This is a genomic window from Actinomadura latina NBRC 106108, assembly GCF_001552195.1.
GTDB classification, from domain to species: domain Bacteria; phylum Actinomycetota; class Actinomycetes; order Streptosporangiales; family Streptosporangiaceae; genus Spirillospora; species Spirillospora latina.
In genome coordinates, this window is the sequence record NZ_BCQS01000005.1 from 99,549 (window position 1) to 122,954 (window position 23,406).

At 71.3% G+C, this 23,406-nt stretch carries 19 protein-coding genes and 1 tRNA gene; 4 read left to right on the forward strand and 16 right to left on the reverse strand.

All coding sequences use genetic code 11. The annotated features are described in order from the left end of the window. Positions 1-7 precede the first annotated feature (7 nt). Together AL2_RS06770 and AL2_RS06775 are read left to right on the forward strand one after the other, a co-directional pair. Entirely contained in the window at positions 8-439 is a 432-nt protein-coding gene (locus AL2_RS06770; protein ID WP_067630957.1) for a PaaI family thioesterase, read from the forward strand. Positions 440-722: 283 nt separating this feature from the next. Next, a complete protein-coding gene (locus AL2_RS06775; protein ID WP_067630959.1) occupies positions 723-1,283 on the forward strand; it encodes a DUF4352 domain-containing protein in 561 nt (186 codons plus the stop codon). A gap of 106 nt (positions 1,284-1,389) precedes the next feature. Here AL2_RS06775 and AL2_RS06780 read toward each other — a convergent pair whose 3' ends face one another. From AL2_RS06780 to AL2_RS06805, 6 genes are all read right to left on the reverse strand, one after another. Then, on the reverse strand, positions 1,390-2,163 hold the full coding sequence (locus AL2_RS06780; protein WP_067630962.1) for an ABC transporter ATP-binding protein: 774 nt from the start codon (positions 2,161-2,163) through the stop codon (positions 1,390-1,392). Beyond that, entirely contained in the window at positions 2,153-2,944 is a 792-nt protein-coding gene (locus tag AL2_RS06785; RefSeq protein ID WP_439951357.1) for an ABC transporter ATP-binding protein, read from the reverse strand. Before AL2_RS06785 ends, AL2_RS06780 begins: the two co-directional genes overlap by 11 nt. Continuing rightward, positions 2,941-4,095: a branched-chain amino acid ABC transporter permease gene (locus AL2_RS06790; protein WP_083946130.1), complete on the reverse strand. Its 1,155-nt coding sequence runs from the start codon at positions 4,093-4,095 to the stop codon at positions 2,941-2,943. The genes AL2_RS06785 and AL2_RS06790 overlap by 4 nt, the downstream gene beginning before the upstream one ends. After that, positions 4,092-5,057, reverse strand: coding sequence for a branched-chain amino acid ABC transporter permease (locus tag AL2_RS06795; RefSeq protein WP_067630965.1), 966 nt, complete (start codon positions 5,055-5,057; stop codon positions 4,092-4,094). Before AL2_RS06795 ends, AL2_RS06790 begins: the two co-directional genes overlap by 4 nt. 93 nt (positions 5,058-5,150) lie before the next feature. Next, positions 5,151-6,323 (reverse strand): branched-chain amino acid ABC transporter substrate-binding protein, encoded by a 1,173-nt coding sequence (locus AL2_RS06800; RefSeq protein WP_210748065.1) that lies wholly within the window; start codon positions 6,321-6,323, stop codon positions 5,151-5,153. 287 nt (positions 6,324-6,610) lie between these two features. Continuing rightward, on the reverse strand, positions 6,611-7,213 hold the full coding sequence (locus tag AL2_RS06805) for an ANTAR domain-containing response regulator (RefSeq protein WP_281181573.1): 603 nt from the start codon (positions 7,211-7,213) through the stop codon (positions 6,611-6,613). Positions 7,214-7,306: 93 nt separating this feature from the next. Between AL2_RS06805 and AL2_RS06810 the strand changes: the two genes are divergently transcribed. Next, positions 7,307-7,393, forward strand: a tRNA-Leu gene (locus tag AL2_RS06810). Between the two features lie 435 nt (positions 7,394-7,828). On the opposite strand, the gene pyk is transcribed toward AL2_RS06810, so the two are convergent. Together pyk and AL2_RS06820 are read right to left on the reverse strand one after the other, a co-directional pair. Further along, positions 7,829-9,259 carry a pyruvate kinase gene (gene pyk / locus AL2_RS06815; RefSeq protein WP_067632419.1) on the reverse strand — a complete coding sequence of 477 codons (1,431 nt, stop codon included), beginning with the start codon at positions 9,257-9,259 and terminating at the stop codon, positions 7,829-7,831. A 109-nt stretch (positions 9,260-9,368) separates the two neighbouring features. Then, positions 9,369-9,923 carry a type 1 glutamine amidotransferase domain-containing protein gene (locus tag AL2_RS06820; RefSeq protein ID WP_067630971.1) on the reverse strand — a complete coding sequence of 185 codons (555 nt, stop codon included), beginning with the start codon at positions 9,921-9,923 and terminating at the stop codon, positions 9,369-9,371. Between the two features lie 65 nt (positions 9,924-9,988). On the opposite strand from AL2_RS06820, the gene AL2_RS06825 reads away from it, so the two are divergent. After that, complete coding sequence (locus tag AL2_RS06825) at positions 9,989-10,672, forward strand: DUF6597 domain-containing transcriptional factor (protein WP_067630974.1); 684 nt, start codon at positions 9,989-9,991, stop codon at positions 10,670-10,672. Between the two features lie 504 nt (positions 10,673-11,176). Here the strand turns inward: AL2_RS06825 and AL2_RS06830 are convergent. The 8 genes from AL2_RS06830 to AL2_RS06865 all read right to left on the reverse strand — a co-directional run bounded on the left by AL2_RS06830 (position 11,177) and on the right by AL2_RS06865 (position 23,399). Next, complete coding sequence (locus tag AL2_RS06830) at positions 11,177-12,640, reverse strand: glutamate synthase subunit beta (RefSeq protein ID WP_067630977.1); 1,464 nt, start codon at positions 12,638-12,640, stop codon at positions 11,177-11,179. An 18-nt stretch (positions 12,641-12,658) separates the two neighbouring features. Continuing rightward, the gene (gltB, locus tag AL2_RS06835; RefSeq protein WP_067630980.1) at positions 12,659-17,230 is read right to left on the reverse strand and encodes a glutamate synthase large subunit; all 4,572 of its coding nucleotides are present in this window, start codon (positions 17,228-17,230) and stop codon (positions 12,659-12,661) included. A 306-nt stretch (positions 17,231-17,536) separates the two neighbouring features. Then, complete coding sequence (locus AL2_RS37285; protein ID WP_157438046.1) at positions 17,537-18,721, reverse strand: hypothetical protein; 1,185 nt, start codon at positions 18,719-18,721, stop codon at positions 17,537-17,539. Between the two features lie 52 nt (positions 18,722-18,773). Next, the gene (locus AL2_RS06845) at positions 18,774-19,565 is read right to left on the reverse strand and encodes a hypothetical protein (RefSeq protein ID WP_067630985.1); all 792 of its coding nucleotides are present in this window, start codon (positions 19,563-19,565) and stop codon (positions 18,774-18,776) included. 69 nt (positions 19,566-19,634) lie between these two features. Further along, positions 19,635-20,354: a VIT1/CCC1 transporter family protein gene (locus AL2_RS06850; protein ID WP_067630987.1), complete on the reverse strand. Its 720-nt coding sequence runs from the start codon at positions 20,352-20,354 to the stop codon at positions 19,635-19,637. A 31-nt stretch (positions 20,355-20,385) separates the two neighbouring features. Next, on the reverse strand, positions 20,386-21,666 hold the full coding sequence (gene lgt, locus AL2_RS06855) for a prolipoprotein diacylglyceryl transferase (RefSeq protein WP_083946136.1): 1,281 nt from the start codon (positions 21,664-21,666) through the stop codon (positions 20,386-20,388). A 46-nt stretch (positions 21,667-21,712) separates the two neighbouring features. After that, the gene (locus AL2_RS06860; protein WP_245666414.1) at positions 21,713-22,546 is read right to left on the reverse strand and encodes a DsbA family protein; all 834 of its coding nucleotides are present in this window, start codon (positions 22,544-22,546) and stop codon (positions 21,713-21,715) included. 76 nt (positions 22,547-22,622) lie between these two features. Then, on the reverse strand, positions 22,623-23,399 hold the full coding sequence (locus tag AL2_RS06865) for a DsbA family protein (RefSeq protein WP_067631002.1): 777 nt from the start codon (positions 23,397-23,399) through the stop codon (positions 22,623-22,625). Between the last annotated feature and the right edge of the window lie 7 nt (positions 23,400-23,406).

The following is a 23,406-nucleotide window of genomic DNA, read 5'->3' on the forward strand; positions in this document are numbered from 1 at the left end:
CAGCGGGATGTCCCCGCAGGAAGCGGCCGCGAAGATCGGCTCGGACGAGGGGTTCGACGGGTACGGCGATCTGGCCAAGGCCATGGGCGTCGAGTACCTGGAGGTGTCGGCCGAGCGCGTCGTGGGCCGCATGCCGGTCAAGGGCAACACCCAGCCGTACGGGCTGCTGCACGGCGGCGCGTCCTGCGTCCTCGCCGAGACCCTCGGCTCCACCGGGTCGGCGCTGCACGCCGGTCCGGGCCGCGTCGCCGTCGGCATCGAGATCAACGCCACCCACCACCGGTCCGCGACCGGCGGGTACGTGACCGGTGTGGCGACCCGCGCGCACGGCGGGCGCACGCTCGCCACCTACGACATCGTGATCACCGACGAGCAGGACCGGCGGGTCTGCACCGCCCGGCTCACCTGCATGCTGCGGGACGCTCCGCCCGGCGCCTGATCACCGGCGCCTGATCACCGGCGGCCGACCGGCGCGATCCGCGCTTTCTTTGCGATGCGCGGCCCGTGGTCTGTAGCGTGGACGAGAACGGCCCGGGATCACCGAGTAGACAACGTGCGCGCCGGGGAAGGTTCGTGCGGCCCCAAAGGTGATCCCGGGTCAATGCACGGGGACGGCGCGCCCCTCCGTCCGACACCGGCATAGGTCCGTCACTGGTTGCGGTTGGGTTGCGAAACGGAATCGCCGGTTCATCCCGCCCCCGATCGGCCGTACGTTCCGGATCATGCGCCACCGTGACACGCGCACCCGCCCGGCCACCGCACTGGTCCTCGCCGCCGTCCTCACCGCGGCCGCCCTCGCGGGCTGCTCCGGCTCCGGAGACGACCGGTCGGACCCCACCTACACGATCCCCGCCGAGAAGGCGCGCGAGGGCGAGTCCGTCCTCCAGGGCAAGACCGGGCAGAGCGCCGACATGCGCTTCACCGTCATCGGCTTCAGCGAGGCCATGACCGACGTCATGGGCACCCACGCCGCGATGAACGCCAAGGGCGCCTTCACCCGCGTCCGGGTCCTCGCCGTCAACACCGGCCGCGACATCCAGGTCTTCGACACCTGGAAGCAGCGCCTCGTCACCGCCGACGGCCGCGCCCACTCCCCCGACGTCAACGCCACCATGATCAAGCGGCAGCCCGAGCGGTTCTCCGTCGGCTCGTTCATGCGCGTCGAGTTCGATCTCTGGTTCGACCTGCCGCGCGGCGCAAAGACGAAGGCCGTCAGGCTCTACGGCTCCCCGCCCGTCGGCTCCGTCAGCGACCCGGCCCCCGCCGAGATCACGCTCCCCTGATCACGTCCCCGGACAGGCGGGCCCGGATACGGGCCCCGGACACGGCCGCGCCCGCCGGCCCAGGGCGAACCGGGCTCGGCGGGCGCACACCGCGAAACGGATCCCGCTACCCGGCCTCCTCCGTACCGTCGGCGGGCTCGGCGGGCTGCGCCGCGTCCGGCGCCGCCGCCTCGCCCAGCTCGCCGCCCAGGTAGGCGGCGCGGACCTGCGGGTCGTCGAGCAGTTCGCCCGCCGGCGCCGCCTTGACGACGCGGCCCGTCTCCAGCACGTACGCGCGGTGCGCGATCTGCAGCGCCTGCTGGGCGTTCTGCTCCACCAGCAGGACCGTCGTGCCGCGCCGGTTGATCTCCCCGATGATGGAGAAGATCTGCTGGACCAGCATCGGCGCGAGGCCCATGGACGGCTCGTCCAGCAGCAGCACCTTCGGCTTCGCCATCAGCGCCCGCCCGATCGCGAGCATCTGCTGCTCGCCGCCGGACATCGTGCCGCCCGCCTGCGACTTGCGCTCGGCCAGCCGCGGGAACAGCTCGTAGGCCTCCGCCAGCTCCTTGGACGCGTCGTCCTTGCGGGCGTACGCGCCCATCAGGAGGTTCTCCTCCACGGTCATCCCGGGGAAGATCCCGCGCCCTTCCGGCGCCTGCCCGATCCCGGCCGACACCCGCTTGTGGCCCGGCATCCTGCTGATGTCCCGGCCGTCGAACGTGATCGCTCCGGACGTCAGGTTCCGCAGACCCGAGATCGTCTTCAGCGTCGTCGTCTTCCCGGCGCCGTTCGCGCCGATCAGCGTCACGATCTCGCCCTCGTCCACGGACACCGAGATGCCCTTGAGCGCCGCGATCTTTCCGTAGTGGACGTGAATGTCCTCGATCTCAAGAAGCATCGGCCGGAGCCCCCAGATACGCCTCGATCACCCGCGGGTCGTTCTGCACCTCGGCCGGGAGGCCGTCGGCGATCTTCTGCCCGAAGTCCAGCACCGCGACCCGGTCGCTGATCCCCATCACCAGGCTCATGTCGTGCTCGATGAGCAGGACCGTCACCCCGGTGTCGCGGATCCTGCGGATCAGGTCCTGCAGCGCGACCTTCTCCGCCGGGTTCATGCCCGCCGCCGGCTCGTCCAGCAGCAGCAGCTTCGGCTTGGTGGCCAGCGCCCGGGCGATCTCCAGCCGCCGCTGGTCGCCGTACGGCAGGTTCTTCGCGGCCTCCTCGGCCCGGTGCGAGATCCCCACCAGCTCCAGCAGCTCGCGCGCCAGCTCCCGGCCCCGCCGCTCCTCGCGGTGGAACCACGGCAGGCCCAGCGCGGCGCCCGCCAGGCCCGTCCGGTGGTGCGCGTCCGCGCCCACCAGCACGTTCTCCAGCGCGGTCATGTTGTGGAACAGCCGCACGTTCTGGAACGTCCGGGCCACGCCGAGCTTCGTCACGACGTAGCGCTTCTTGCCGTCGATGCGCTCGCCGTCGAAGACGACCTCGCCCTCGGTCGGCTTGTAGACGCCGGTGGTCACGTTGAACACCGTGGTCTTACCGGCGCCGTTCGGGCCGATCAGCGCGAAGATCTCGCCCTCGCGGATGGTGATCTCCACCTTGTTCAGCGCCACGACGCCGCCGAACCGCATCACGATGTCGCGCAGCTCCAGGACCGGCTTGCGCTCGTCCGTCCCGCTCACTTGCCCACCTCCGCGGTCTCGGACTGGCCCGGCCCGGCGACCTCGGCGCCCATGCTGCCCATGCCGCCGGTGCCCTCCGCCAGTTCGGCCTTGCGCCGCCGCGACGGCCACAGTCCCTCCGGACGGAAGATCATCATCAGCACGAGCGCGCCGCCGAAGATCAGCATGCGGTACTCGTCCAGGAAGCGGAACCGCTCGGGCAGCCACGCCACCACGAACGCGCCCAGGATCGCGCCCGGGATGTTCCCCGAGCCGCCCAGCACGACCGCCGCCAGGATCAGCGCCGACACGATGAACTCGAAGTTCGCCGGCAGGATCGACGTCTGCTTCGCGGCGAACACGACGCCGCCGCTGCCGCCGATGGCCGCGCCGATCGCGAACGCCGCCAGCTTGAACTTGAACGTCGGGACGCCCATCAGCTCGGCCGCGTCCTCGTCCTCGCGGATCGACGCCCACGCCCGGCCGACGCGCGAGGCGTCCAGCCGCCGGACGAAGATGATCGCGATGATGATGAACAGGAGCAGCAGGTAGTAGTACGGCCGCGTGTCCAGCAGGCCGTACTTCAGCGGCTGCACGCCGAGGATCTCGAACTCCGACAGCGTCGGCGGGTGCGGGATGCCCTGCACACCGCGCGGGCCGTTCACGAACGAGCTGTTGTTCGCGGTCCGCTTGACGATCTCACCGAAGCCGAGCGTCACGATCGCCAGGTAGTCGCCGCGCAGACGCAGCGTGGGCGCACCCAGGATCACGCCCGCCAGCGCCGAGAACAGGATCGCCAGGACGAGCGTCTCCCAGAAGCTCCAGTGGTACCGCACCGCGAAGATCGCGATGGTGTAGCCGCCGACCGCGTAGAACGCCACGTAGCCGAGGTCCAGCAGGCCGGCCATGCCGACCACGACGTTCAGGCCCAGCGCCAGCAGCACGTAGATGGCGATCTGGTCGCTGAGCATGGACGGCCAGCTGGCGTCGCTCGGCGCCATGAAGCTGCCGATCGCCTCGCTCGGCAGGAACACCGCGCCGATGACGAGGAGGACGTACACCGCCCAGCGCTGCCAGCCGGGTGCGCCCGCCCACCAGTTCCGCAGCGGATCGAGGGAGAGGCCGGAACCGCGCCGGCCCGCTTTGCCGTTGATCGTCTTCGTGAGGTTCATGCGCGCGCCTGCTGGAGGGACTCACCGAGGATGCCGGTGGGACGGAACATCAGGACCAGGATCAGCACGGTGAACGCGACCACGTCCCGCCACTGCGAACCGAACAGGCTCGAACCGTACATCTCGAGCAGCCCGAGCACGAAACCGCCGGCGAGAGCGCCGCGGATGTTGCCGATCCCGCCGAGGACGGCAGCCGTGAACGCCTTGATGCCGAGCAGGAACCCGACGAAGTAGTTCGTCTGCTCGAATCGCAGGAAGTACAGCGCCGCCGCGACACCCGCCATGACGCCGCCGACCACGAACGTCACCGACACGACGCGGTCGATGTTGACGCCCATCAGCACGGCCGTCTCCGGGTCCTGCGCCGTCGAGCGGATACCGCGGCCGAGCTTCGTCCGGTTCACGAACTGGTCGAGCGCCACCATCATCAGCACCGCGCCGACGAAGACGATCAGCTTGTCGTTGCTGATCTGGATCGGGCCGAAGTCCACCACGTTCGTGAGCTTCTTGAAGTGCTCGTCGACGGGGAGCCTGCCGCCCTCCTTCGACGTTCCGAACAGATGGCGCACGGCCACCGTCGCGAACAGCTGCTGGATGAAGATGGACGCCCCGATGGCCGAGATTAGGGCCGCCAGCCGGGACGCGCCCCGTTTCCGGAGCGGCCGGTACGCCGTCACCTCCAGCAGCATCGCGCTGCCGGCGGTGACCGCGCCGGCCACCACCGCGGTCAGCGCCACCACCCCTACCAGCGCGAAGCCGCCCACGGCGCCGACGCCCAGTGAACGCACCGTCCACAGGGCTGCGAAGGTGCCGACCATGAAGATGTCGGCATGGGCGAAGTTGATCAGCCTCAGCACGCCGTAGACCATCGTGTAGCCCAGCGCCAGCAGCGCGTAGATCGCGCCGAGCGCCAGGCCGTCGATGGTCGACGGCCAGAATTGATTGATGAAGTCGTCGAGCACCTTTGGGTCGCCTTAATCAGAGAAGGAGCGGGAGCGCTGTAGCGCTCCCGCTCCCGCGCCATCAGGGGGTCTCGTCAGGGGCGTTGGTGACGCCTAGGAGACCTTCGCTTCGCTGCTCTTGCCGAGCAGCGGCAGCTGGTTGTCCTTCACCTCGTAGATGTAGATGTCCTCGGTGGCCAGCTCGCCGTTCTCGGCGAACTTGATCTGCTTGCCGACACCCTGGACATCGACCGTCTTGAGGAACTCGTTGATCTCCTCGGGCTTGGTCTTGCCCGCCTTGACGGCCTCGACGAACGCCGTCGCCGCGTCGAAGCCCTCCGTCGAGTAGATCGCGACGTCCGAGCCGAACTTGGCCTTGTAGTCGTCGGAGAACTTCTTGGCCTTCGGGTTCGTCTTGCCCGTGGGGTCGATGAGGCAGCCGCAGCTGATCAGCGTGCCCTGGGCGTTCTTCTCGCCGGTGCCCTCGATCAGGCCGGTGGCGAGCGAGCCGTCGCCCGACATCATCTTGCCCTTGTAGCCGCCCTCGCGCAGCTGCTTGAACAGCCGGCCCGCGACCGCGTAGTAGCCGCCGAAGTACACGAAGTCGGGCTTGAACTCGTTGATCTTGTTGACCGTCGAGGAGTAGTCGGTGCCCTTGTCGTCGACCGCGTCGTTCTGGGTCTGGGCGCCCTTGGCCTTCACGGCCTTCTCGATGGCGTCCGCGAGGCCCTTGCCGTAGTCCTGGTTGTCGGACACCAGGAAGACCTTCTTGGCGCCGGAGTTCATCGCGAAGGTGGCCACGCCGGCGCTCTGCGCCGCGTCGTCGGCCACCACGCGGTGCCAGTACTTCCAGCCCTTCTCGCCCAGCGTGATGTTCGTCGCCGACGGCGAGACGCTCGGGATCTTGGCCTCTTCCAGGATCGGGCCGACGCTCTGGGACTCGCCCGAGAACGCCGGGCCGACCAGGCCGGCGATCTTGTCGTTCTTGACCGCGTTGAGCGCCAGCGAGGTCGCCTGCTCCGGCTTGCCCTGGCTGTCATAGGTCTTGAACTTGATCTTGACCTTGGGGTTCGTGGCGTTGTACTGCTCGATGGCCAGCTGCGCGCCCTGCTTGGGCGGGATCACCAGGCCCGAGTTCTCACCGGTCAGGTCGCCCATGAACCCGATCGTGACCTCGTTGCCGCTGCCACCGGAGTCACTATCGTCGCCACCACAGGCCACGGCGCTGAGCGCGAGCGCCGCGCTCACCGCCACCGCGCCGGTGATCCTCATCTTGTTGCGCCGCAAGGTGCCCAACCTTTCCATCCGGATCCGGGAGGGGATCGGGTACGAGACATGCCCCGACACCGAGAACCAGGAACCGGAAAACGGGCAGTCGGGGATCAGCTATGTCGTACACCGTCGACCCACCTCAGAACAGGACCCCCGGCTCGAAGGGTTACTAGTTCGTTACACCTCTGTGCCCATCCGATACCCGCACTTGCCTGGGACGATTACACAGAGTGACGGCATCTGGCCGGGCCGGTCCGCATGGTTGGCCCTTGACAACGCGCCAGACGGCGGTAGTGGGAGGCTCAGCCCGCGGCGGGCTCGTCCCGGCCGCCGGACGCGCCCGCGACGACCGCCTCGGCGACGGCCCGCATCGTGAGGCGGCGGTCCATCGAGGTCTTCTGGATCCAGCGGAACGCCTCGGGCTCGGACCAGCCGTGCGCCTGCTGCAGCAGCCCCTTCGCGCGGTCGACCACCTTGCGGGTCTCCAGCCGGTCCTGCAGCCCGGCGACCTCCGCCTCCAGCGCCCGCAGCTCGGTGTACCGGCTCACCGCCATCTCGATCGCCGGCGCCAGGTCCGTCTTGGTGAACGGCTTCACGAGGTAGGCCATCGCCCCGGCGTCCGTCGCCCGCTGGACGAGCTCGCGCTGGGAGAACGCGGTGAGGATCACCACCGGCGCGATCCGGTCGGCGGAGATCCGCTCGGCCGCCGAGATCCCGTCCAGCACGGGCATCTTGACGTCGAGGATCACCAGGTCCGGCTTCAGCTCACCGGCCAGCCGCACGGCGGTCTCGCCGTCCCCCGCCTCCCCGACGACCTCGTACCCGTCCTCCTGAAGCATCTCCTTCAGGTCCAGCCGGATCAGGGCCTCGTCTTCCGCGATCACAACCCGCCGAGCGTTCTCCACGCCCACGACCCTACCGAAACCCGCTACCCTGGTCCGCAGCCGCCCCAGACACGGGCGACGAACCGGACAATAAGGTACATGTCCGGATAAGATGCCGGGATGGCGAAATAGGCAGACGCGAATTCCTCAAAAGAATTTGTCCGAAAGGGCGTGCGGGTTCGAGTCCCGCTCCCGGCACCAGCGGCGATGGCGGCGGAACCACGGTGGCCATCGCGACCAATCCACCTCGGATTACCCAGGGCCTGCTACTGCCCAGGCCCTTCACGATGGCATGAACGACGAAAGACCACCCCCTCATGCGTAACTTGACGCCTCACCATGCGCTGATGACGCTCGCTCGCCGACCGTGACAACCCGCGCACTTTCAGTGCCGGCTGCGAGAGTGCGGATATGGACGACCCGCGACAACGTCCGCCGGCGTCCCGCGGAACGAGTTCACGGGGCCTCAGTACTGAGACCGCGTTGCATTCCTGGTCGGAGGGTTGACTCGGTTTCCGGAGCGAAGTGGAAATGAGATCGGGTGGTGATACCTGCGCGGTGGGAAAGGAAGAGCCGGGCACCGCGCGGGGTGCGGTCGCGCGGTGCCCGGCGGGCGGGTGGCCGGTGCCGGGTCTCTCAGTGCTGGACGGCGATGGCGTCGCCGATGCTGTGCACGCGGAGGGCGTTGGTGGAGCCGGGGGTGCCGGGCGGCGAGCCGGCGACGACGACGACCTTGTCGCCCTTCTGGACGCGGCCGAGTTCGAGGAGGGCCTGCTCGACCTGGCCGAACATGGCGTCGGTGTGGTCGACCTGGGGGACGATGAAGGTCTCGACGCCCCAGACGTGCGCGAGGCGGCCGCGGACGGCGGGGACGGACGTGAACGCCAGCAGCGGGATCGGCGAGCGGTAGCGGGACAGGCGGCGGGCCGTCTCGCCCGACATCGTGAAGGCGGCGAGGGCCTCGGCGCCGACGATGGCGCCGACCTCGGCGGCGGCGCGGGCGATGGCGCCGCCGACGGTCTCCGGCATGCGCTCCAGCGTGTGGGTGGCGTGCAGGGCGGCCTGCTCGGCGGTCTGCACGATGCGGCTCATCGTGAGGACGGACTCGATGGGGTACTGGCCGACGCTCGTCTCGCCGGAGAGCATGACCGCGTCGGCGCCCTCGAAGACGGCGTTGGCGACGTCGGAGGTCTCGGCGCGGGTGGGCCGGGGCGCGGAGATCATGGATTCGAGCATCTGGGTGGCGACGATGACGGGGCGGGCCTTCTCGCGGCAGAGCTCGATGGCGCGCTTCTGGACGATCGGCACCTGCTCGAGGGGCATTTCGACGCCGAGGTCGCCGCGGGCGACCATGATGCCGTCGAAGGCGGCGACGATCTCGGGGAGGCGCTCGACGGCCTGCGGCTTCTCGATCTTGCCGATGAGCGGGACGCGGACGCCCTCCTCCTCCATGATCTGGTAGCAGATGTCGGCGTCGGCGGGGGTCCGCACGAAGGAGAGGGCGACGAGGTCGACGCCGAGGCGCAGGGCCCAGCGGAGGTCGGTCTCGTCCTTCTCGGTGAGGGCGGGGACGCTGACGGGGACGCCGGGGAGGTTCAGGCCCTTGTTGTCGGAGACCATGCCGCCGACGGTGACGGTGGTGCGGACCCGGATGCCGTCGACGTCCACGACCTTGAGGGCGACGCGGCCGTCGTCGATGAGGACGCTGTCGCCGGGGCTGACGTCGCCCGGCAGGCCCTGGTAGGTGGTGGACACCTCGCGGCGGGTGCCGGGGACGTCGTCGGTGGTGATGGTGAACTCGTCGCCGAGCGTGAGGCGCACGGGCCCGTCCGGGAAGCGCCCGATGCGGATCTTGGGGCCTTGCAGGTCCGCCAGGATGCCGACGCCGCGCCCGGTGGCGTCGGCCGCCGCCCTGATCCGGTGGTAGACCTCCTCATGGACGGCGTGGTCGCCGTGGCTCATGTTGAGGCGGGCGACGTCGATGCCGGCGTCGACGAGGGCGTGGATCTGCTCGGTGCTGGAGCAGGCGGGGCCGATGGTGCTGACGATCTTCGCTCGACGGGTCACGTGCACAACCGTACTTAGTTACTTGTCGGTACGGATATTCGTGCAGGATATGGTCGCCCGCGGTTCACCGAATGGTCTAGGTCAGAGGTCTAGACCACATGTGGCCCGGTCAGCCCTTGAACGCCTCCACGGCGGCCCGGCAGAAAGCCTTGAGGTCGTCGGGTTTGCGGCTGCTGACGAGGACGTTGGGCCCCTCCTCGCACACCCGCACCTCCTCGTCCACCCAGGTGGCGCCCGCGTTGCGCAGATCGGTCCGGAGGCTGGGCCAGGACGTGAGGGTCCGGCCCCGGACGACGTCCGCCTCCACGAGCGTCCACGGCCCGTGGCAGATGACGGCGACGGGCTTGCCGGCGTCGAAGAAGGCCTTGGCGAACGCGACCGCGCCCGGGTCGGTGCGCAGGAAGTCGGGGTTGGCGACGCCGCCGGGCAGCACGAGGCCGTCGAACTCGGTGTGCTCGGAGACGTCGACGGTGGTGTCGACGGGGAAGGTGTCGCCCTTGTCCAGGTGGTCGAACGCCTGGAGGCGGCCGGACTGGGTGGAGACGAGGCGCGGGTGGCCGCCGGCCTGCTCGACGGCCGCCCAGGGCTCGGTGAGCTCGACCTGCTCGGTGCCCTCCGGGGCGCAGAGGAAGGCGATGGTCTTGCCCTGGAGATCGTTCGACATGATTTCTCCTGCTTTAAGTGATTTTCAGGGCTCTTGCCCGCTGAGCCGGGTGGTATGCAGGAGAGGTGAATCCGACCGGCTATCGCGAGTACCAGGCGCCGGGGCTGGCCTGCGCGTGGACGGCGGCGCTGCCGCCCGGCGCCGAGCCGTTCGTCCAGCGTGTGGTGCCGGACGGCTGCGTGGACCTGATCTGGTCGGACGCCGGGATCCTCGTGGCGGGGCCGGACACCGGCCCGGCCCCCGCGGCGATGCGGCCGGGCGACGTGCTGGTGGCGGTGCGGTTCCGGCCCGGGACGGCGCCGCCGGTGCTGGGCGTCCCCGCGGACGCGGTCCGGGACGGGCGCGTCCCCTTGCGCGAGCTGTGGGGCGCGGAGGCCGACCGGCTGGCGGAGGACGTCGCGGCGGCCGGCGACCGGCGGGCGGCGCTGGTCGCGGCGGTGCGGCGGCGGATCGGCCCGCCCGATCCGCTGGTGCCCGCGGTGGTCGCGGGGCTGGCCCGGGGTTCGGTGCGGGACGTGGCGGACGACCTGGGCATCGGCGAGCGGCAGCTGCGGCGCCGCTCGGCGGCGGCGTTCGGGTACGGGCCGAAGACGCTCCAGCGGGTGCTGCGGTTCCAGCGGGCGCTGGCGCTGCTGCGGGCGGGCGAGACGCGGGCGGGCGCGGCGCACGCGGCGGGCTACGCCGACCAGGCCCACTTCGCGCACGAGGTGCGGGACCTGGCGGGCGAGCCCGTCCGCGGCCTGCTGTGAGCTAGGACTCGAGCCTGCCGTGGGCGCGGAGCGTCAGCAGCCGCTCGACGGTGGTGAAGCCGCGCCATTCGGGCCGGGCGACTGGAGGGCGTGCTGGGCCGGGACGGGCTGGCGGCCGTTGAGCCGCATGAATGCCTCGGCGCGGGCGAGGCCGGTGCGTGCAGGACTTTCATGGCACCCACGGTAGGACGGCCGGATCCAGCCGGTCTTGGAGAAAACGGCCGTCCGGGAGGCGGGAGCGGGGCGCGGTGGGCCCGGCCACCCCAGCGGTGGGTGGCCGGGCCCCTGGTGTCCCGCGTTGCGGGGTGCGGGAGCGCGGGCCCACGGCGGCGGGCCGGGACGGTCCGGGCGCCGGGCGTGAACCCTGGCGGGACGGTAGCCGACCGGCTTCAAGACCACAAGTGGCGCGTGGGGTACGAGTCACCGGCGAGGTGACCGCAGGCGGCAGAAGGCCCTGGAGGGACGTCCCTCCAGGGCCTTCACCGTGCTCGGGCGATCGCGGGCTCAGGCGATCGGCCGCGCCGTCGGCGGGATCGGGTACGGCAGGTCGGTCCGGCCGGTGAGGAACGCGTCGACGCCGCGCGCGGCGGCGCGTCCCTCGGCGATCGCCCAGACGATCAGGGACTGGCCGCGGCCCATGTCGCCCGCGACGTACACGCCGTCCACGGACGTCTTGTAGTCGCCGTCGCGGACCACGTTGCCGCGCTGGTCGAGGTCCACGCCGAGCTCGTCGAGCAGGCCCTCGCGCTGCGGGCCGAGAAAGCCCATGGCGAGGGTGACCAGCTCGGCGGGGATCTCCCGCTCGGTGCCCTCGATCGGCGCGAACCGGGTCTCCGGGCCGCCGACCTCCACCAGCCTCAGGGCGCGGACGTTGCCGTCCCCGTCGCCGGCGAACTCGGAGGTGGACACCGCGTAGACGCGGTCGCCGCCCTGGTCGGCGAGCTCCTCGTGGGCGCTCTCCATCTTGAACAGCATCGGGTACGTCGGCCACGGCTGGGTGTCCGGCCGGGACTCCGGCGGACGCGGCATGATCTCCAGCTGGGTGACCGACGCGGCGCCCTGGCGGATCGCGGTGCCGATGCAGTCGGCGCCGGTGTCGCCGCCGCCGATGACGACGACGTGCTTGCCCTTCGCGGAGATCGGCGACTCCTCGTAGTCGCCCTCCTGCACCTTGTTGGACGGCGGCAGGTACTCCATCGCCTGGTAGACGCCCTTGAGCTCGCGTCCCGGGACGGGCAGGTCGCGCCACGCGGTGGCGCCGCCGGCCAGGACGACCGCGTCGTAGCGGTCGCACAGCTCCTCGGCGCTGATGTCGACGCCGACGTTCACCGAGGTCTTGAAGGCGGTGCCCTCGGCGCGCATCTGGGCGAGGCGCCGGTCGAGGTGCCGCTTCTCCATCTTGAACTCGGGGATGCCGTAGCGCAGCAGGCCGCCGACGCGGTCGGCGCGCTCGTACACCGTGACGTCGTGGCCGGCGCGGGTGAGCTGCTGCGCGGCGGCGAGGCCCGCGGGCCCCGAGCCGACGACCGCGACCGTCTTGCCGGTCTTCACGGCGGGCGGCTGCGGCCGCACCCAGCCCTCCTCGAACGCCCGGTCGACGATCTGGAGCTCGATCCGCTTGATCGTCACCGGCTCCTGGTTGATGCCGAGGACGCAGGCGCTCTCGCACGGGGCGGGGCACAGCTTCCCGGTGAACTCCGGGAAGTTGTTGGTGGCGTGCAGCCGCTCGATCGCCTCGTGCCAGTCCTTGCGGTAGACGAGGTCGTTCCACTCGGGGATGAGGTTGCCGAGCGGGCAGCCCTGGTGGCAGAACGGGATGCCGCAGTCCATGCAGCGGCTCGCCTGCTTCTCCAGCCGGTCGTGGCCGAAGTCCTCGTAGACCTCGGACCAGCTCTGGATCCGCACGTCGACCGGGCGGCGCTTCGGGAGCTCCCGCCGGACGGTCAGAAATCCCTTCGGGTCAGCCATGTGGGAAGTCCCCCTCTCTCAGCTCTGCGCCGCGGCCATGACGGCCTCGTCGACGTCGCGTCCCTCGGCCTCGGCCTCGGCCATGGCGGTCAGGACGCGCCGGTAGTCACGCGGCATGATCTTGGTGAAGCGGCCGGCCGCGGTGTCCCATTCGTCCAGCAGCCGCCGGGCGACCTGCGAGCCGGTCTCGGCCAGGTGCCGCTCGACGAGCGCCCGGACGAACTCGGCGTCGCCGGAGTCGAGCGGCTCCAGGTCTACCATCTCGCCGTTGACCCGCTCGGGCACCAGGTCCAGGACGTAGGCGACGCCGCCGGACATGCCGGCCGCGAGGTTGCGTCCCGTCCGGCCGAGGATGACGGCGCGGCCGCCGGTCATGTACTCGCAGGCGTGGTCGCCGACGCCCTCGACGACGGCGGTGGCGCCGGAGTTGCGGACGCAGAACCGCTCGCCGACGACCCCGCGGGCGAACAGCTCACCGGACGTGGCGCCGTACAGGATGACGTTGCCGCCGATGATCTGCTCCTCGGCCGCGAACCCGGCGTCCGCCGGGGGCCGCAGCGTGAGCCGCCCGCCGGACAGGCCCTTGCCGACGTAGTCGTTGGCGTCGCCGACCAGCCGCAGCGTGACCCCGCGCGGCACGAACGCGCCGAACGAGTTGCCCGCCGAGCCGGTGAAGGTGACGTCGATGGTGCCGTCGGGCAGGCCGGCCCCGCCGTGCCGCTTCGTCACCTCGTGGCCGAGCATCGTGCCGACCGTCCGGTTGACGTTGCGGATAGGCAGTTCGAGCTTCACCGCGTCGCCGAAGGCGATCGCGCCCTCGGCGAGCTGGATCAGCGTGTTGTCGAGGGCCTTCTCCAGTCCGTGGTCCTGCTCGGCGGTGCAGCGCAGCGACGCGCCGTCCGCCACCTCGGGGACGTGCAGGATCGGGGCCAGGTCCAGGCCGGACGCCTTCCAGTGGTCGACGGCCTCGCGCGCGTCGATCATCTCGACGTGCCCGATCGCCTCCTCCAGCGAGCGGAACCCGAGGGCCGCCAGGTACTCGCGGACCTCCTCGGCGATGAACTCGAAGAAGTTCACGACGAACTCGGGCTTGCCGGAGAACCGCTGCCGCAGCACCGGGTTCTGGGTGGCGACGCCGACCGGGCAGGTGTCCAGGTGGCAGACCCGCATCATGATGCAGCCCGACACCACCAGCGGCGCGGTCGCGAAGCCGTACTCCTCGGCGCCGAGCAGCGCGGCGACGACGACGTCGCGGCCGGTCTTCATCTGCCCGTCGGTCTGGACGACGATGCGGTCGCGCAGCCCGTTCAGCAGCAGCGTCTGCTGCGTCTCGGCGAGGCCCAGCTCCCAGGGGGCGCCGGCGTGCTTCAGCGACGTCAGCGGGGACGCGCCGGTGCCGCCGTCGTGCCCGGAGATGAGCACCACGTCCGCGTGCGCCTTGGACACGCCCGCCGCGACCGTGCCGACCCCGACCTCGGCGACGAGCTTGACGTGCACGCGCGCCGCCGGGTTGGCGTTCTTCAGGTCGTGGATGAGCTGCGCCAGGTCCTCGATCGAGTAGATGTCGTGGTGCGGCGGCGGCGAGATGAGGCCGACGCCCGGGGTAGAGTGCCGGGTCTTGGCGATCCACGGGTACACCTTGTGGCCGGGCAGCTGGCCGCCCTCGCCGGGCTTGGCGCCCTGCGCCATCTTGATCTGGATGTCGTCGGAGTTGGTGAGGTACTCCGAGGTCACGCCGAACCGGCCGGACGCGACCTGCTTGATGGCGCTGCGCCGCAGGTCGCCGTTCTCGTCCGGGACGAAGCGGGACGGGTCCTCGCCGCCCTCGCCGGTGTTGGACTTGCCGCCGAGGCGGTTCATCGCGATCGCGAGGGTCTCGTGCGCCTCCGCCGAGATGGAGCCGTACGACATGGCGCCGGTGGAGAACCGCTTGACGATCTCCGATACCGGCTCGACCTCGTCGATCGGCACCGGCTCGCGGTCGCCCTCCTTGAGCTTGAACAGCCCGCGGAGGGTCATCAGCCTCTCGGCCTGCGAGTCGACCTGGGAGGTGTACTCCTTGAAGATCTCGTAGCGGCGGGTGCGGGTGGCGTGCTGGAGCTTGAACACCGTGTCCGGGTTGAACAGGTGCGGCTCGCCCTCGCGGCGCCACTGGTACTCGCCGCCGACGTCGAGCGTCCGGTGCGCGAGGTCGTTGCCGCCCGGCGGGTAGGCGCGGGCGTGCCGCTGCGCGACCTCGCGGGCCAGCACGTCGAAGCCGACGCCGCCGAGCCGGGACGTGGTGCCGGTGAAGCAGCGGGACACGACGTCCTCGCCGAGGCCGATCGCCTCGAAGATCTGCGCGCCGGTGTAGGACGCGACCGTGGACACGCCCATCTTCGACATGACCTTCAGGACGCCCTTGCCGTACGCCTTGACCAGGTTCCGGACGGCCTCCCCCGGCGCCGGGCCCTCGATCACGCCGCCGCGGACCAGGTCCTCGACGGTCTCGATCGCCAGGTACGGGTTGATCGCGGACGCGCCGTACCCGATGAGCAGCGCCATGTGGTGGCACTCGCGGGCCTCACCGGTCTCGATCACCAGGCCGACCTGCGTCCGGGTCTTCTCCCGGATCAGGTGGTGGTGGACGGACCCGGTGAGCAGCAGCGACGGGATCGCGGCGCGGGCCGAGTCGGCGCCCCGGTCGGACAGGACGATGACGCGGGCGCCGGCGGCGATGGCCCGGCTCACCTCGGAGTTGATCTCCTCCAGGCGGGCTTCGAGGGCCTCCCCCTCGCCGGACACCTCGTACAGGCCCTGCACGACGTGGGCCTCCAGGTGCGGCAGCGACCCCTCGTCGTTGATGTGGATGATCTTGGACAGTTCGTCGTTGTCCAGGATCGGGGTCGGCAGGACGAGCCGCCGGCACGAGTCGGGGCCGGGCTCGAGGAGGTTGCCCTCCGGGCCGAGCGTGGACTGCAGCGAGGTGACGAGCTCCTCGCGGATCGCGTCCAGCGGCGGGTTCGTGACCTGCGCGAACAGCTGCTTGAAGTAGTCGAACAGCAGCCGCGGCCGCTCCGACAGCACCGCGATCGGGGTGTCGGTGCCCATCGACCCGATCGGCTCGGCGCCGTTCTTGGCCATCGGCGTCAGGATGATCCGCTGCTCTTCCAGCGTGTACCCGAACGTCTGCTGCCGCTTGACCAGCGTCTCGTGGGTCGGGATCTCCCGCTCGCGGCGCGGCAGCTCCTCGAACCGGACGAGGCCCTGGTGCAGCCACTCGCCGTACGGGTGCTCGGCGGCCAGTTCGGCCTTGACCTCGTCGTCCTCGACGATCCGCCCGGCGGCGGTGTCCACGAGGAAGATCTTGCCGGGCTGCAGCCGGCCCTTGCGGACGACCTTGCTCGCCGGGATGTCGAGCACGCCCGCCTCGCTGGCCAGCACGACCAGGCCGTCATCGGTCACCCAGTACCGGCCGGGGCGCAGCCCGTTGCGGTCCAGGACGGCGCCGACGACGGTGCCGTCGGTGAAGCTGACGCTCGCGGGACCGTCCCACGCCTCCATCAGCGTGGAGTGGAACTCGTAGAACGCGCGGCGGTCGGCGTCCATCTCGGCGTGGTTCTCCCACGCCTCCGGGATCATCATCAGCACCGCGTGCGGCAGCGACCGGCCGCCGAGGTGCAGCATCTCCAGGCACTCGTCGAACGAGGCGGTGTCGGACGCCTCGATGTCGATCACCGGGTAGATCCGGGACAGGTCGCCCGGGATCAGGTCGGACTTCAGCAGCGCCTCGCGGGCCCGCATCCAGTTCCGGTTGCCCTTCACCGTGTTGATCTCGCCGTTGTGGGCGATGAACCGGTACGGGTGGGCCAGCTCCCAGGCCGGGAACGTGTTGGTCGAGAACCGCGAGTGCACCAGGGCGATCGCGCTGGTGAAGCGGCGGTCCGACAGGTCGGGGAAGAACGGCTCCAGCTGCGGGGTCGTCAGCATCCCCTTGTACACGATCGTCCGGCTGGACAGGCTCGGGAAGTACACCCGGACGTCCTGCTCGGCGCGTTCGCGCATGCAGAACACGACGCGGTCCAGTTCGAGGCCGGTCTTGCCCGCGTGCGGGCCCCCGGGGGCGGGGGCGACGAACAGCTGCGCGAAGTGCGGCATGACGCGGCGCGCGGCCGGGCCGGTGAAGTGCGGGTCGTGCGGGAGCTCGCGCCACCCGAGGACCGACAGGCCCTCCTCGACGCACAGCGTCTCGACGTGGGCGATCGTGGCGGCGCGCTCGTCGCCGTCCGCCGGGAGGAACGCGATGCCGGCCGCGTAGGCGCCGGCCTCGGGGAGCGGGAAGTCGCAGACCTCGCGGAAGAACGCGTCCGGGATCTGGACGAGGATGCCGACGCCGTCGCCGTCGTCCGGCTCGGCGCCCACCGCACCGCGGTGGTCGAGGTTCTTCAGAACGGTCAGGGCGTTCTCGACGATGTCATGGCTTTTACGGCCGTGCATGTCGGTGACCATGCCGACGCCGCAGGCGTCGTGCTCGTTGGCCGGATCGTACAGCCCCTGTGAATCAGGGCGGCCCTGTACGCGGGCAGCAGGTGTGTAGGCAGCCGAGGCCATCAACCCTCCCGTCGTCGTCTCGTGTCACTGCTTCGATGTCAGTGCAGTCGTGGGACGACGTTGGCCCTGCTGCGGTGAGATGACATTACATCACTGCCGGGATCATGCCCGACTGCACCAGATCGCGAAACTTCTCCGTGGTGATCGGTGGTGCGTCATCTCACAGTGGTTTAGACCAAGCGTAGTGGTCGACCTGGGCCGGACCCCGCGCGGGCCCCGGTGAGCATCATCACCGAGACGCGATGTTTACGGTGAGATGTCGGTGATCTACCGGAGAATTCCGCTGTCCGGCGCCTAGTCGGACGCCTAGTCGGACGCGCGGGCGGCGCGGCCGAGCACCGCCGGGGACTTGCCGCCCTCGATCAGCAGCGACAGCAGCGTCTCGTCGGTCGGGTCGCCCTTGCCGTCCAGCCGCTGCACCCACGACACCATGGCGAAATGGCCCATGGCGAGGCCGCGCGCCATGCCGAAGCCGCGCCCGAAGCCGTCCAGCGGCTTCGGTGCCGCCAGCGGCAGGACGAAGCCCGCGCCGATCGTGTGCTCCAGCTTCGCGACGAACCGGTCCGCGTCCGCCGAGGAGTTCAGGTTGAACACCGCGACGGCCAGGGCGTACCCGTTCCTGGTGTCGGAGTAGATGCCCCGCGCCGCCTGCGTGCAGCCGCCCCTGCCCAGCTCGGCGCCCACGGAGCCGCCCCACACGGCGGCCGCGCAGTCGCCGTCCAGCCGCTTGGCGCGCAGCTTCACCTTGGCCTTCCCGCTCGGGACGGACAGCGTGGCCGCCTCGCCCGGGAAGACCTCCCCGATCGTCAGCGGCTCGGGGTCCGCGCTGCGGGCGGTAATGCCGCCGTACGCCGACGTCGAGGGGGAACTGGAGTACGACGTCGGCGAGGGACCGTTCCCGGCGGGCGTCCCGATCTTCGCGTTCACCGCGTGGCCCGCGCCGGGAGCGTTCCCGCCGCGCAACAGGACCACGGCGCCGAGCCCGATGAGCACGAGCACGGCCAGCACGGCCGCCGCGCCGAAGTAGAGCTTCGGCCCGGCCCTGCCGGAGGCGCCCGCCTTCCGCGCCTCCCCCGGCCGTGTCGCCTTGCCGGGCTTCTTTCCTGGTTTCTTCGCCTCGCCCGGCTTCTTCGGCTTGCCGGACTTCGCCGGCTTCCTGCCGCGCGGGCCGGGGGTCGGGGCGGCGTCGTACGCCTCCTCATACGGTGCACGCTCATACGGAGCGCCCGCGTACTGCGCTCCCTCGTACGGAGCGCCCGCGTACGGCGCGCCCTCGTACGGCGTCTCGCCGTAGGGCGCCTCGTCGTACGGCTGGGCCGGGGGCGGTGGCGCGGGCCGCTCCCTCGGCGGTGCGGGGCGGCGGGGCGGGGTGCCCCGGCGGGGGCCGCCCGCGCGGGCGGGCGGGGTCCTGCGGGGGCCGGGCCGGCCGCGGCCCTGCCGGTTCACCGGCGCTCGCCCGCGGCCGCCGCGGCGGGGCTCATCGGGGTCCACGAGCGCGCAGACTACTGCCCGCCGGCCGGTGACACGCCCGTGCGCGGCGCGTTCACTGGCCGGGCTTCCCGCCGGAGGCCAGGTCGAGCCGCCCGTAGAGGAAGTCGGCGGCGTTCTCGATGACCAGGCTCACGTCGATCATCTCGTTGAGCGAGGCGGGCTGCGCCCCGCCGGCCCGCTCCACCCACGTGATCACGGCGTAGTGGCCGTAGGTCTTGGCGTAGGCGGCGCTGAACCCGGGCCCGAACGCGGGCACGCCCGGCGCCTTCAGCGGCACCGCCCAGCCGGCGCCGGTCGCCGGGTCCAGGTCGCGCAGGACCTGCTTGACGCCGTCCTCGGTCGCCATGTTCAGCACGATGAACTGCCCGACGTGCTTCTTGTCGGTGCTCACGTACGCGGCGCGGACGAGCTGCGTGCACTGGTGCTTGGCGAGGTCGTCCTGCAGGCGGGCCCCCCACGTGCCGGCCTTGCAGTCGTTGGTCAGCTTGGACGCGGCCAGCGTGAACGCGTACTTGCCGGTCTTCAGGTCCTTGGCGGAGAACGCCTCGCCCTCGGTGATCGCGCGGGCGTCGGCGGACCGGGACGCGATCTGGCCGAAGCCCTCGCCGAGGTAGTCCGGCGTGTACGCGGTCGGCACCGCCGTCTTCGCCGCCGGCTCGTCGCCCCCGCCGGTGAGCAGGACGACGGCCACGACCGCGACGATCACCGCGATCAGCGCGGCGGCGGCGGCCAGCAGCAGCTTCGGACTGGGGAGCTTGCGGCCTGGCTTCTCCGCCGGCCAGAAGTCCCCCCCGCCGGCCTGCTGCGCGGTCTGGGCGGAACCTGGGTCACGAGCCTCGATCACGCCCCGGAGCTTAGCGGTCCGGGCGCCCTTCGCGGGACCAAAGGGGCTTTTCGTCCGCATTCGTTGACACTAGAGGCCATTGCTGCCGATCAGCGCGCCGACGCCGTAGGTGATGCCCGCCGCGGCCGTGCCGAACAGCAGCTGCCGCGCCCCGCCGAACCACCAGGGCCGGGCGGTGATCCGCGACACCAGCGCGCCGGCGAGGAACAGGCCGAGGGCCGCGACGATCGCCGCGGGCCACAGCGAGGTGGCGCCCAGCAGGTACGGCAGCACCGGCAGGACCGCGCCGACCGCGAACGACAGGAACGACGAGCCCGCCGCCAGCACCGGCGACGGCAGGTCGCCGGGCGTGACTCCGAGTTCCTCCCTGGTGTGCACCTCCAGGGCCTCGTCGGGGTCGCGGGACAGCTGCCGGGCGACCTCGGCGGCCGTCTCCGGGTCGACGCCGCGCGCCTCGAAGACCTCGGCCAGTTCGCGCTCCTCGGCGACCGGGTGGCGGGCGAGCTCCAGCCGCTCCACCTCGATCTCCGCCTCCGCCAGCTCCGCCTGGGAGGCGACCGAGATGTACTCCCCCGCCGCCATCGAGAACGCGCCCGCCGCCAGGCCCGCGAGCCCGGCCAGCAGGACGACCTTCTGGTCGGCCCGGCCGCCCGCGACACCCGCGATCAGCGCGAAGTTCGAGACGAGCCCGTCCATCGCGCCGAACACCGCGGGCCTCAGCCAGCCCCCGGTGACGTCGCGGTGCTGGTGGTGGTGCTCCGGCACCACGCCGGTCTTCTCACCGCTCATCTGCGCCTACGTCCGACACCGTTGCCGTCTCCTACTTCCCGTCCGTGACGGGCTCCCCCTTCGCCGTTCGGCTGGGGTCCGCGGCACCGTCGCTCCCATTGTCCACGGTCTCGCCCCCCGCCTCGGCTTCGGCCTCGGGCTCGGGCTCGGGCCGGGGCTCGGCCTCGATCTGGGGCTCGGGGTCCGGGGTGTCCGCAGGGGCTTCCCCGGCGGCGTCGTCCTCAGCCGGGCCGCCCTCTCCGGAGTCCGCCTCCGGTTCGCCCGCGTCCTCGGTGTCCGCGTCCCGGGTGTCCGCGTCCCGGGTGTCCGCGTCCCGGGTGTCCGCGCCCTGGGTGTCCTGGGTGTCGGGGTCCTGGGTGTCCGCGGTGTCCGAACGGAGCTCCGGCTCGTCCGAGGGCTCCCCGGCCTCGGGCTCGCCCTCGCTCGCGCCGGCGTCGGCAGTGCCGGCGGGCACCGTTCCGACGGCGGGGGCGCCGACGTTCTCCGGGCCGCTGCGGCCGCGGTTCAGGTACAGGTAGGCGACCGCGCCGAGGAACAGGACGATCGACGTCCAGTCGTTCAGCCGCAGGCCGAGGATGTGGTGGGCGTCGTCGATGCGCAGCGCCTCGACCCAGCCGCGACCGACCGTGTAGGCGGCGACGTAGAGGGCGAACGCGCGGCCGTGCGTGAGGTGGTAGCGGCGGTCGGCCCAGATGACGAGGACGGCGACGCCGACGCACCACAGCGACTCGTACAGGAACGTCGGATGGTACGTCGCGATGTCGGCGTACCTGGGGTCGATGGCGGGCCCGCCGTCCAGCATCGGCCGGTGGTTCTCGTCGATCTTCAAGGCCCAGAAGGCGTCCAGCGGGCGGCCGTACAGCTCCTGGTTCCAGTAGTTGCCCCAGCGGCCGATCGCCTGCGCCAGCGCGATGCCGGGCGCGACCGCGTCCCCGAGCGCCAGCACCGAGATGCCGCGCCGCCGGCAGCCGATGACCGCGCCGACCGCGCCCAGCGCCACGGCGCCCCAGATGCCGAGGCCGCCCTTCCAGATCTCCAGCGCCCGCAGCGGCTCGCCGTTCTCCCCGAAGTACCGCTGGTAGTCGGTGATCACGTGGTAGAGCCGCCCGCCCACCAGGCCGAACGGCACCGCCCATACGGCCACGTCGACGATCACACCCGGCGCCCCGCCCTTGGCGGCCCAGCGCCGCTCGCCCAGCCAGACCGCGGCGACGATGCCCAGGATGATCATGATGGCGTAGGCGCGGATCGGGACGGGCCCGAGGTGCCAGACGCCCTGCGAGGGACTCGGGATGTAGGCGAGCTGGTGCATGACCGTTGACGTTACCGCCTCCCGGGCGCGGTGCGCGCCCTCTCCGTCACCGCGGCCCGGCCGCCGTGCCGCGCGACCGCGTGCTCCCGGGTGCGGGTGCGCTCCCGGCCGCCTTCGCGACCGCCTTCTTCAGCTCGTCCGGCGAGCCGAGGACGTCGTCGGCGACCTTCTTGCCGTTCAGCGCGAGGTACGGGGTCGCGTCGACGCCGGACTTCCCCGCCAGGGCGCTCGCCTGGTCCACGGCCTTCATCTTCTGCTCGCCGTTGACGCAGGCGGCGAAGGACGGGTCGGTCACCCCGACGTCGGCCGCCCAGGAGATGAGGTCCTGCGGGAGGAACCCCTTCTTGCCCTCCTCGGGCTGCTCCGCGTAGAGCCTGTCGTGGTACTTCACCCAGTGGTCGGCGGGCAGGCAGGCGGCGGCGTTCGCGGCCCGCCGCGAGTTCGACATCAGCGGCTCCTGCTGGAACAGCTGGAACGGCCGGTAGACGACCTTGAGACTCCCCTCCGCGGCGAGCTGCTTCATCGCCCCGCCGAGCCGCGCCTCCATCGCCTTGCACGCGGGGCACTGGAAGTCCTCCCAGACGTCGAGGACGGGCGTGCTCACCCCCGGCTTCGCCATCGCGACCGAGCCGTCCTGCTGCCGGGTCGCGGGGGCGAGCGCGCCCTTGTAGTCACCGATCACGGGCTTGTCGCCCCCGTCCCGGGACACCAGCACGACGATCGCCGCGACCGCGACCCCCGCCAGGGCGACGGCGCCGAGGACCACCAGCAGCGCGCGCTGCCGGCGGCCCCGTGCCGCCGCCCGTGCCCGTTCGTCCGCGAGGCGCTTCCGCGCGGACGGTCCCCTGCCCTGCTCGCTCATCGATCCCCCGATCGCCACCGTGCGTGCTCCTGAGCTATCACGAGCGTAGCGGTGACGGCCGGGGGAGGTCGTCAGGAAGCGCCGGGGGGCGGGGTCACTTCCCGGCCGCGCCGCTGGTCTCGATGGCGGCCCGCAGGCCCGCCGGGTTCATGAAGTGGGACGAGTCGAGCTTCTGGCCGTTCAGGAAGACCGTCGGCGTGCCGTCGACGCCGCGCTGCTGCAGCGCGTAGTTGGTCATCGCGTCGACCTGCGGCTTCTTCTGCTCGTCCCGGACGCACTTCTCGAAGTTCGGGTCGGAGACGCCGATGTCCTTGCCCCACTTCACGAGGTCGTCGGGCGAGAAGCCCTTCTCGCCCTCGGCGGGCTGGAACTTGAAGAGCGCGTCGTGGTAGGAGATCCACTTCTCGGCCGGGACGCAGAGCGCCGCCTCGGCCGAGCGCAGCGAGTTGGTCTTGATGGGGTCCTTCTGCTGGCCGAACAGGTGGAACGGCCGGTAGACGACCTTGACCTTGCCCTCCAGTGCGAGCTTCTCGACCGTCTCGCCGGTGGCCGCCTCGAACTGCTTGCAGATCGGGCACTGGAAGTCCTCGAAGATCTCCAGCTCCGGCTTGGTCACCCCGGCCTTGGCCATCACGATGGACCCGTCGTCCTGCCGGCTGAGCGGGGCGAGCGCGCCCTGGTGGACCTCGGCGCGGCCGTTCTTGTTCTTCTGGTCGATGACCAGGACGGTCGCGACCACGATCAGCGCGACCGCCACCACCGATCCGAGGACGATGGCGAGGAGCCGCCGCTGCTTCTCCCGCGCCGCCTGCCGCTTGCGCTCTGCGGCCAGGCGGTCCCTCGCGGACCGCTCTCGTGCGGCCTTGCTCATTGGTTCT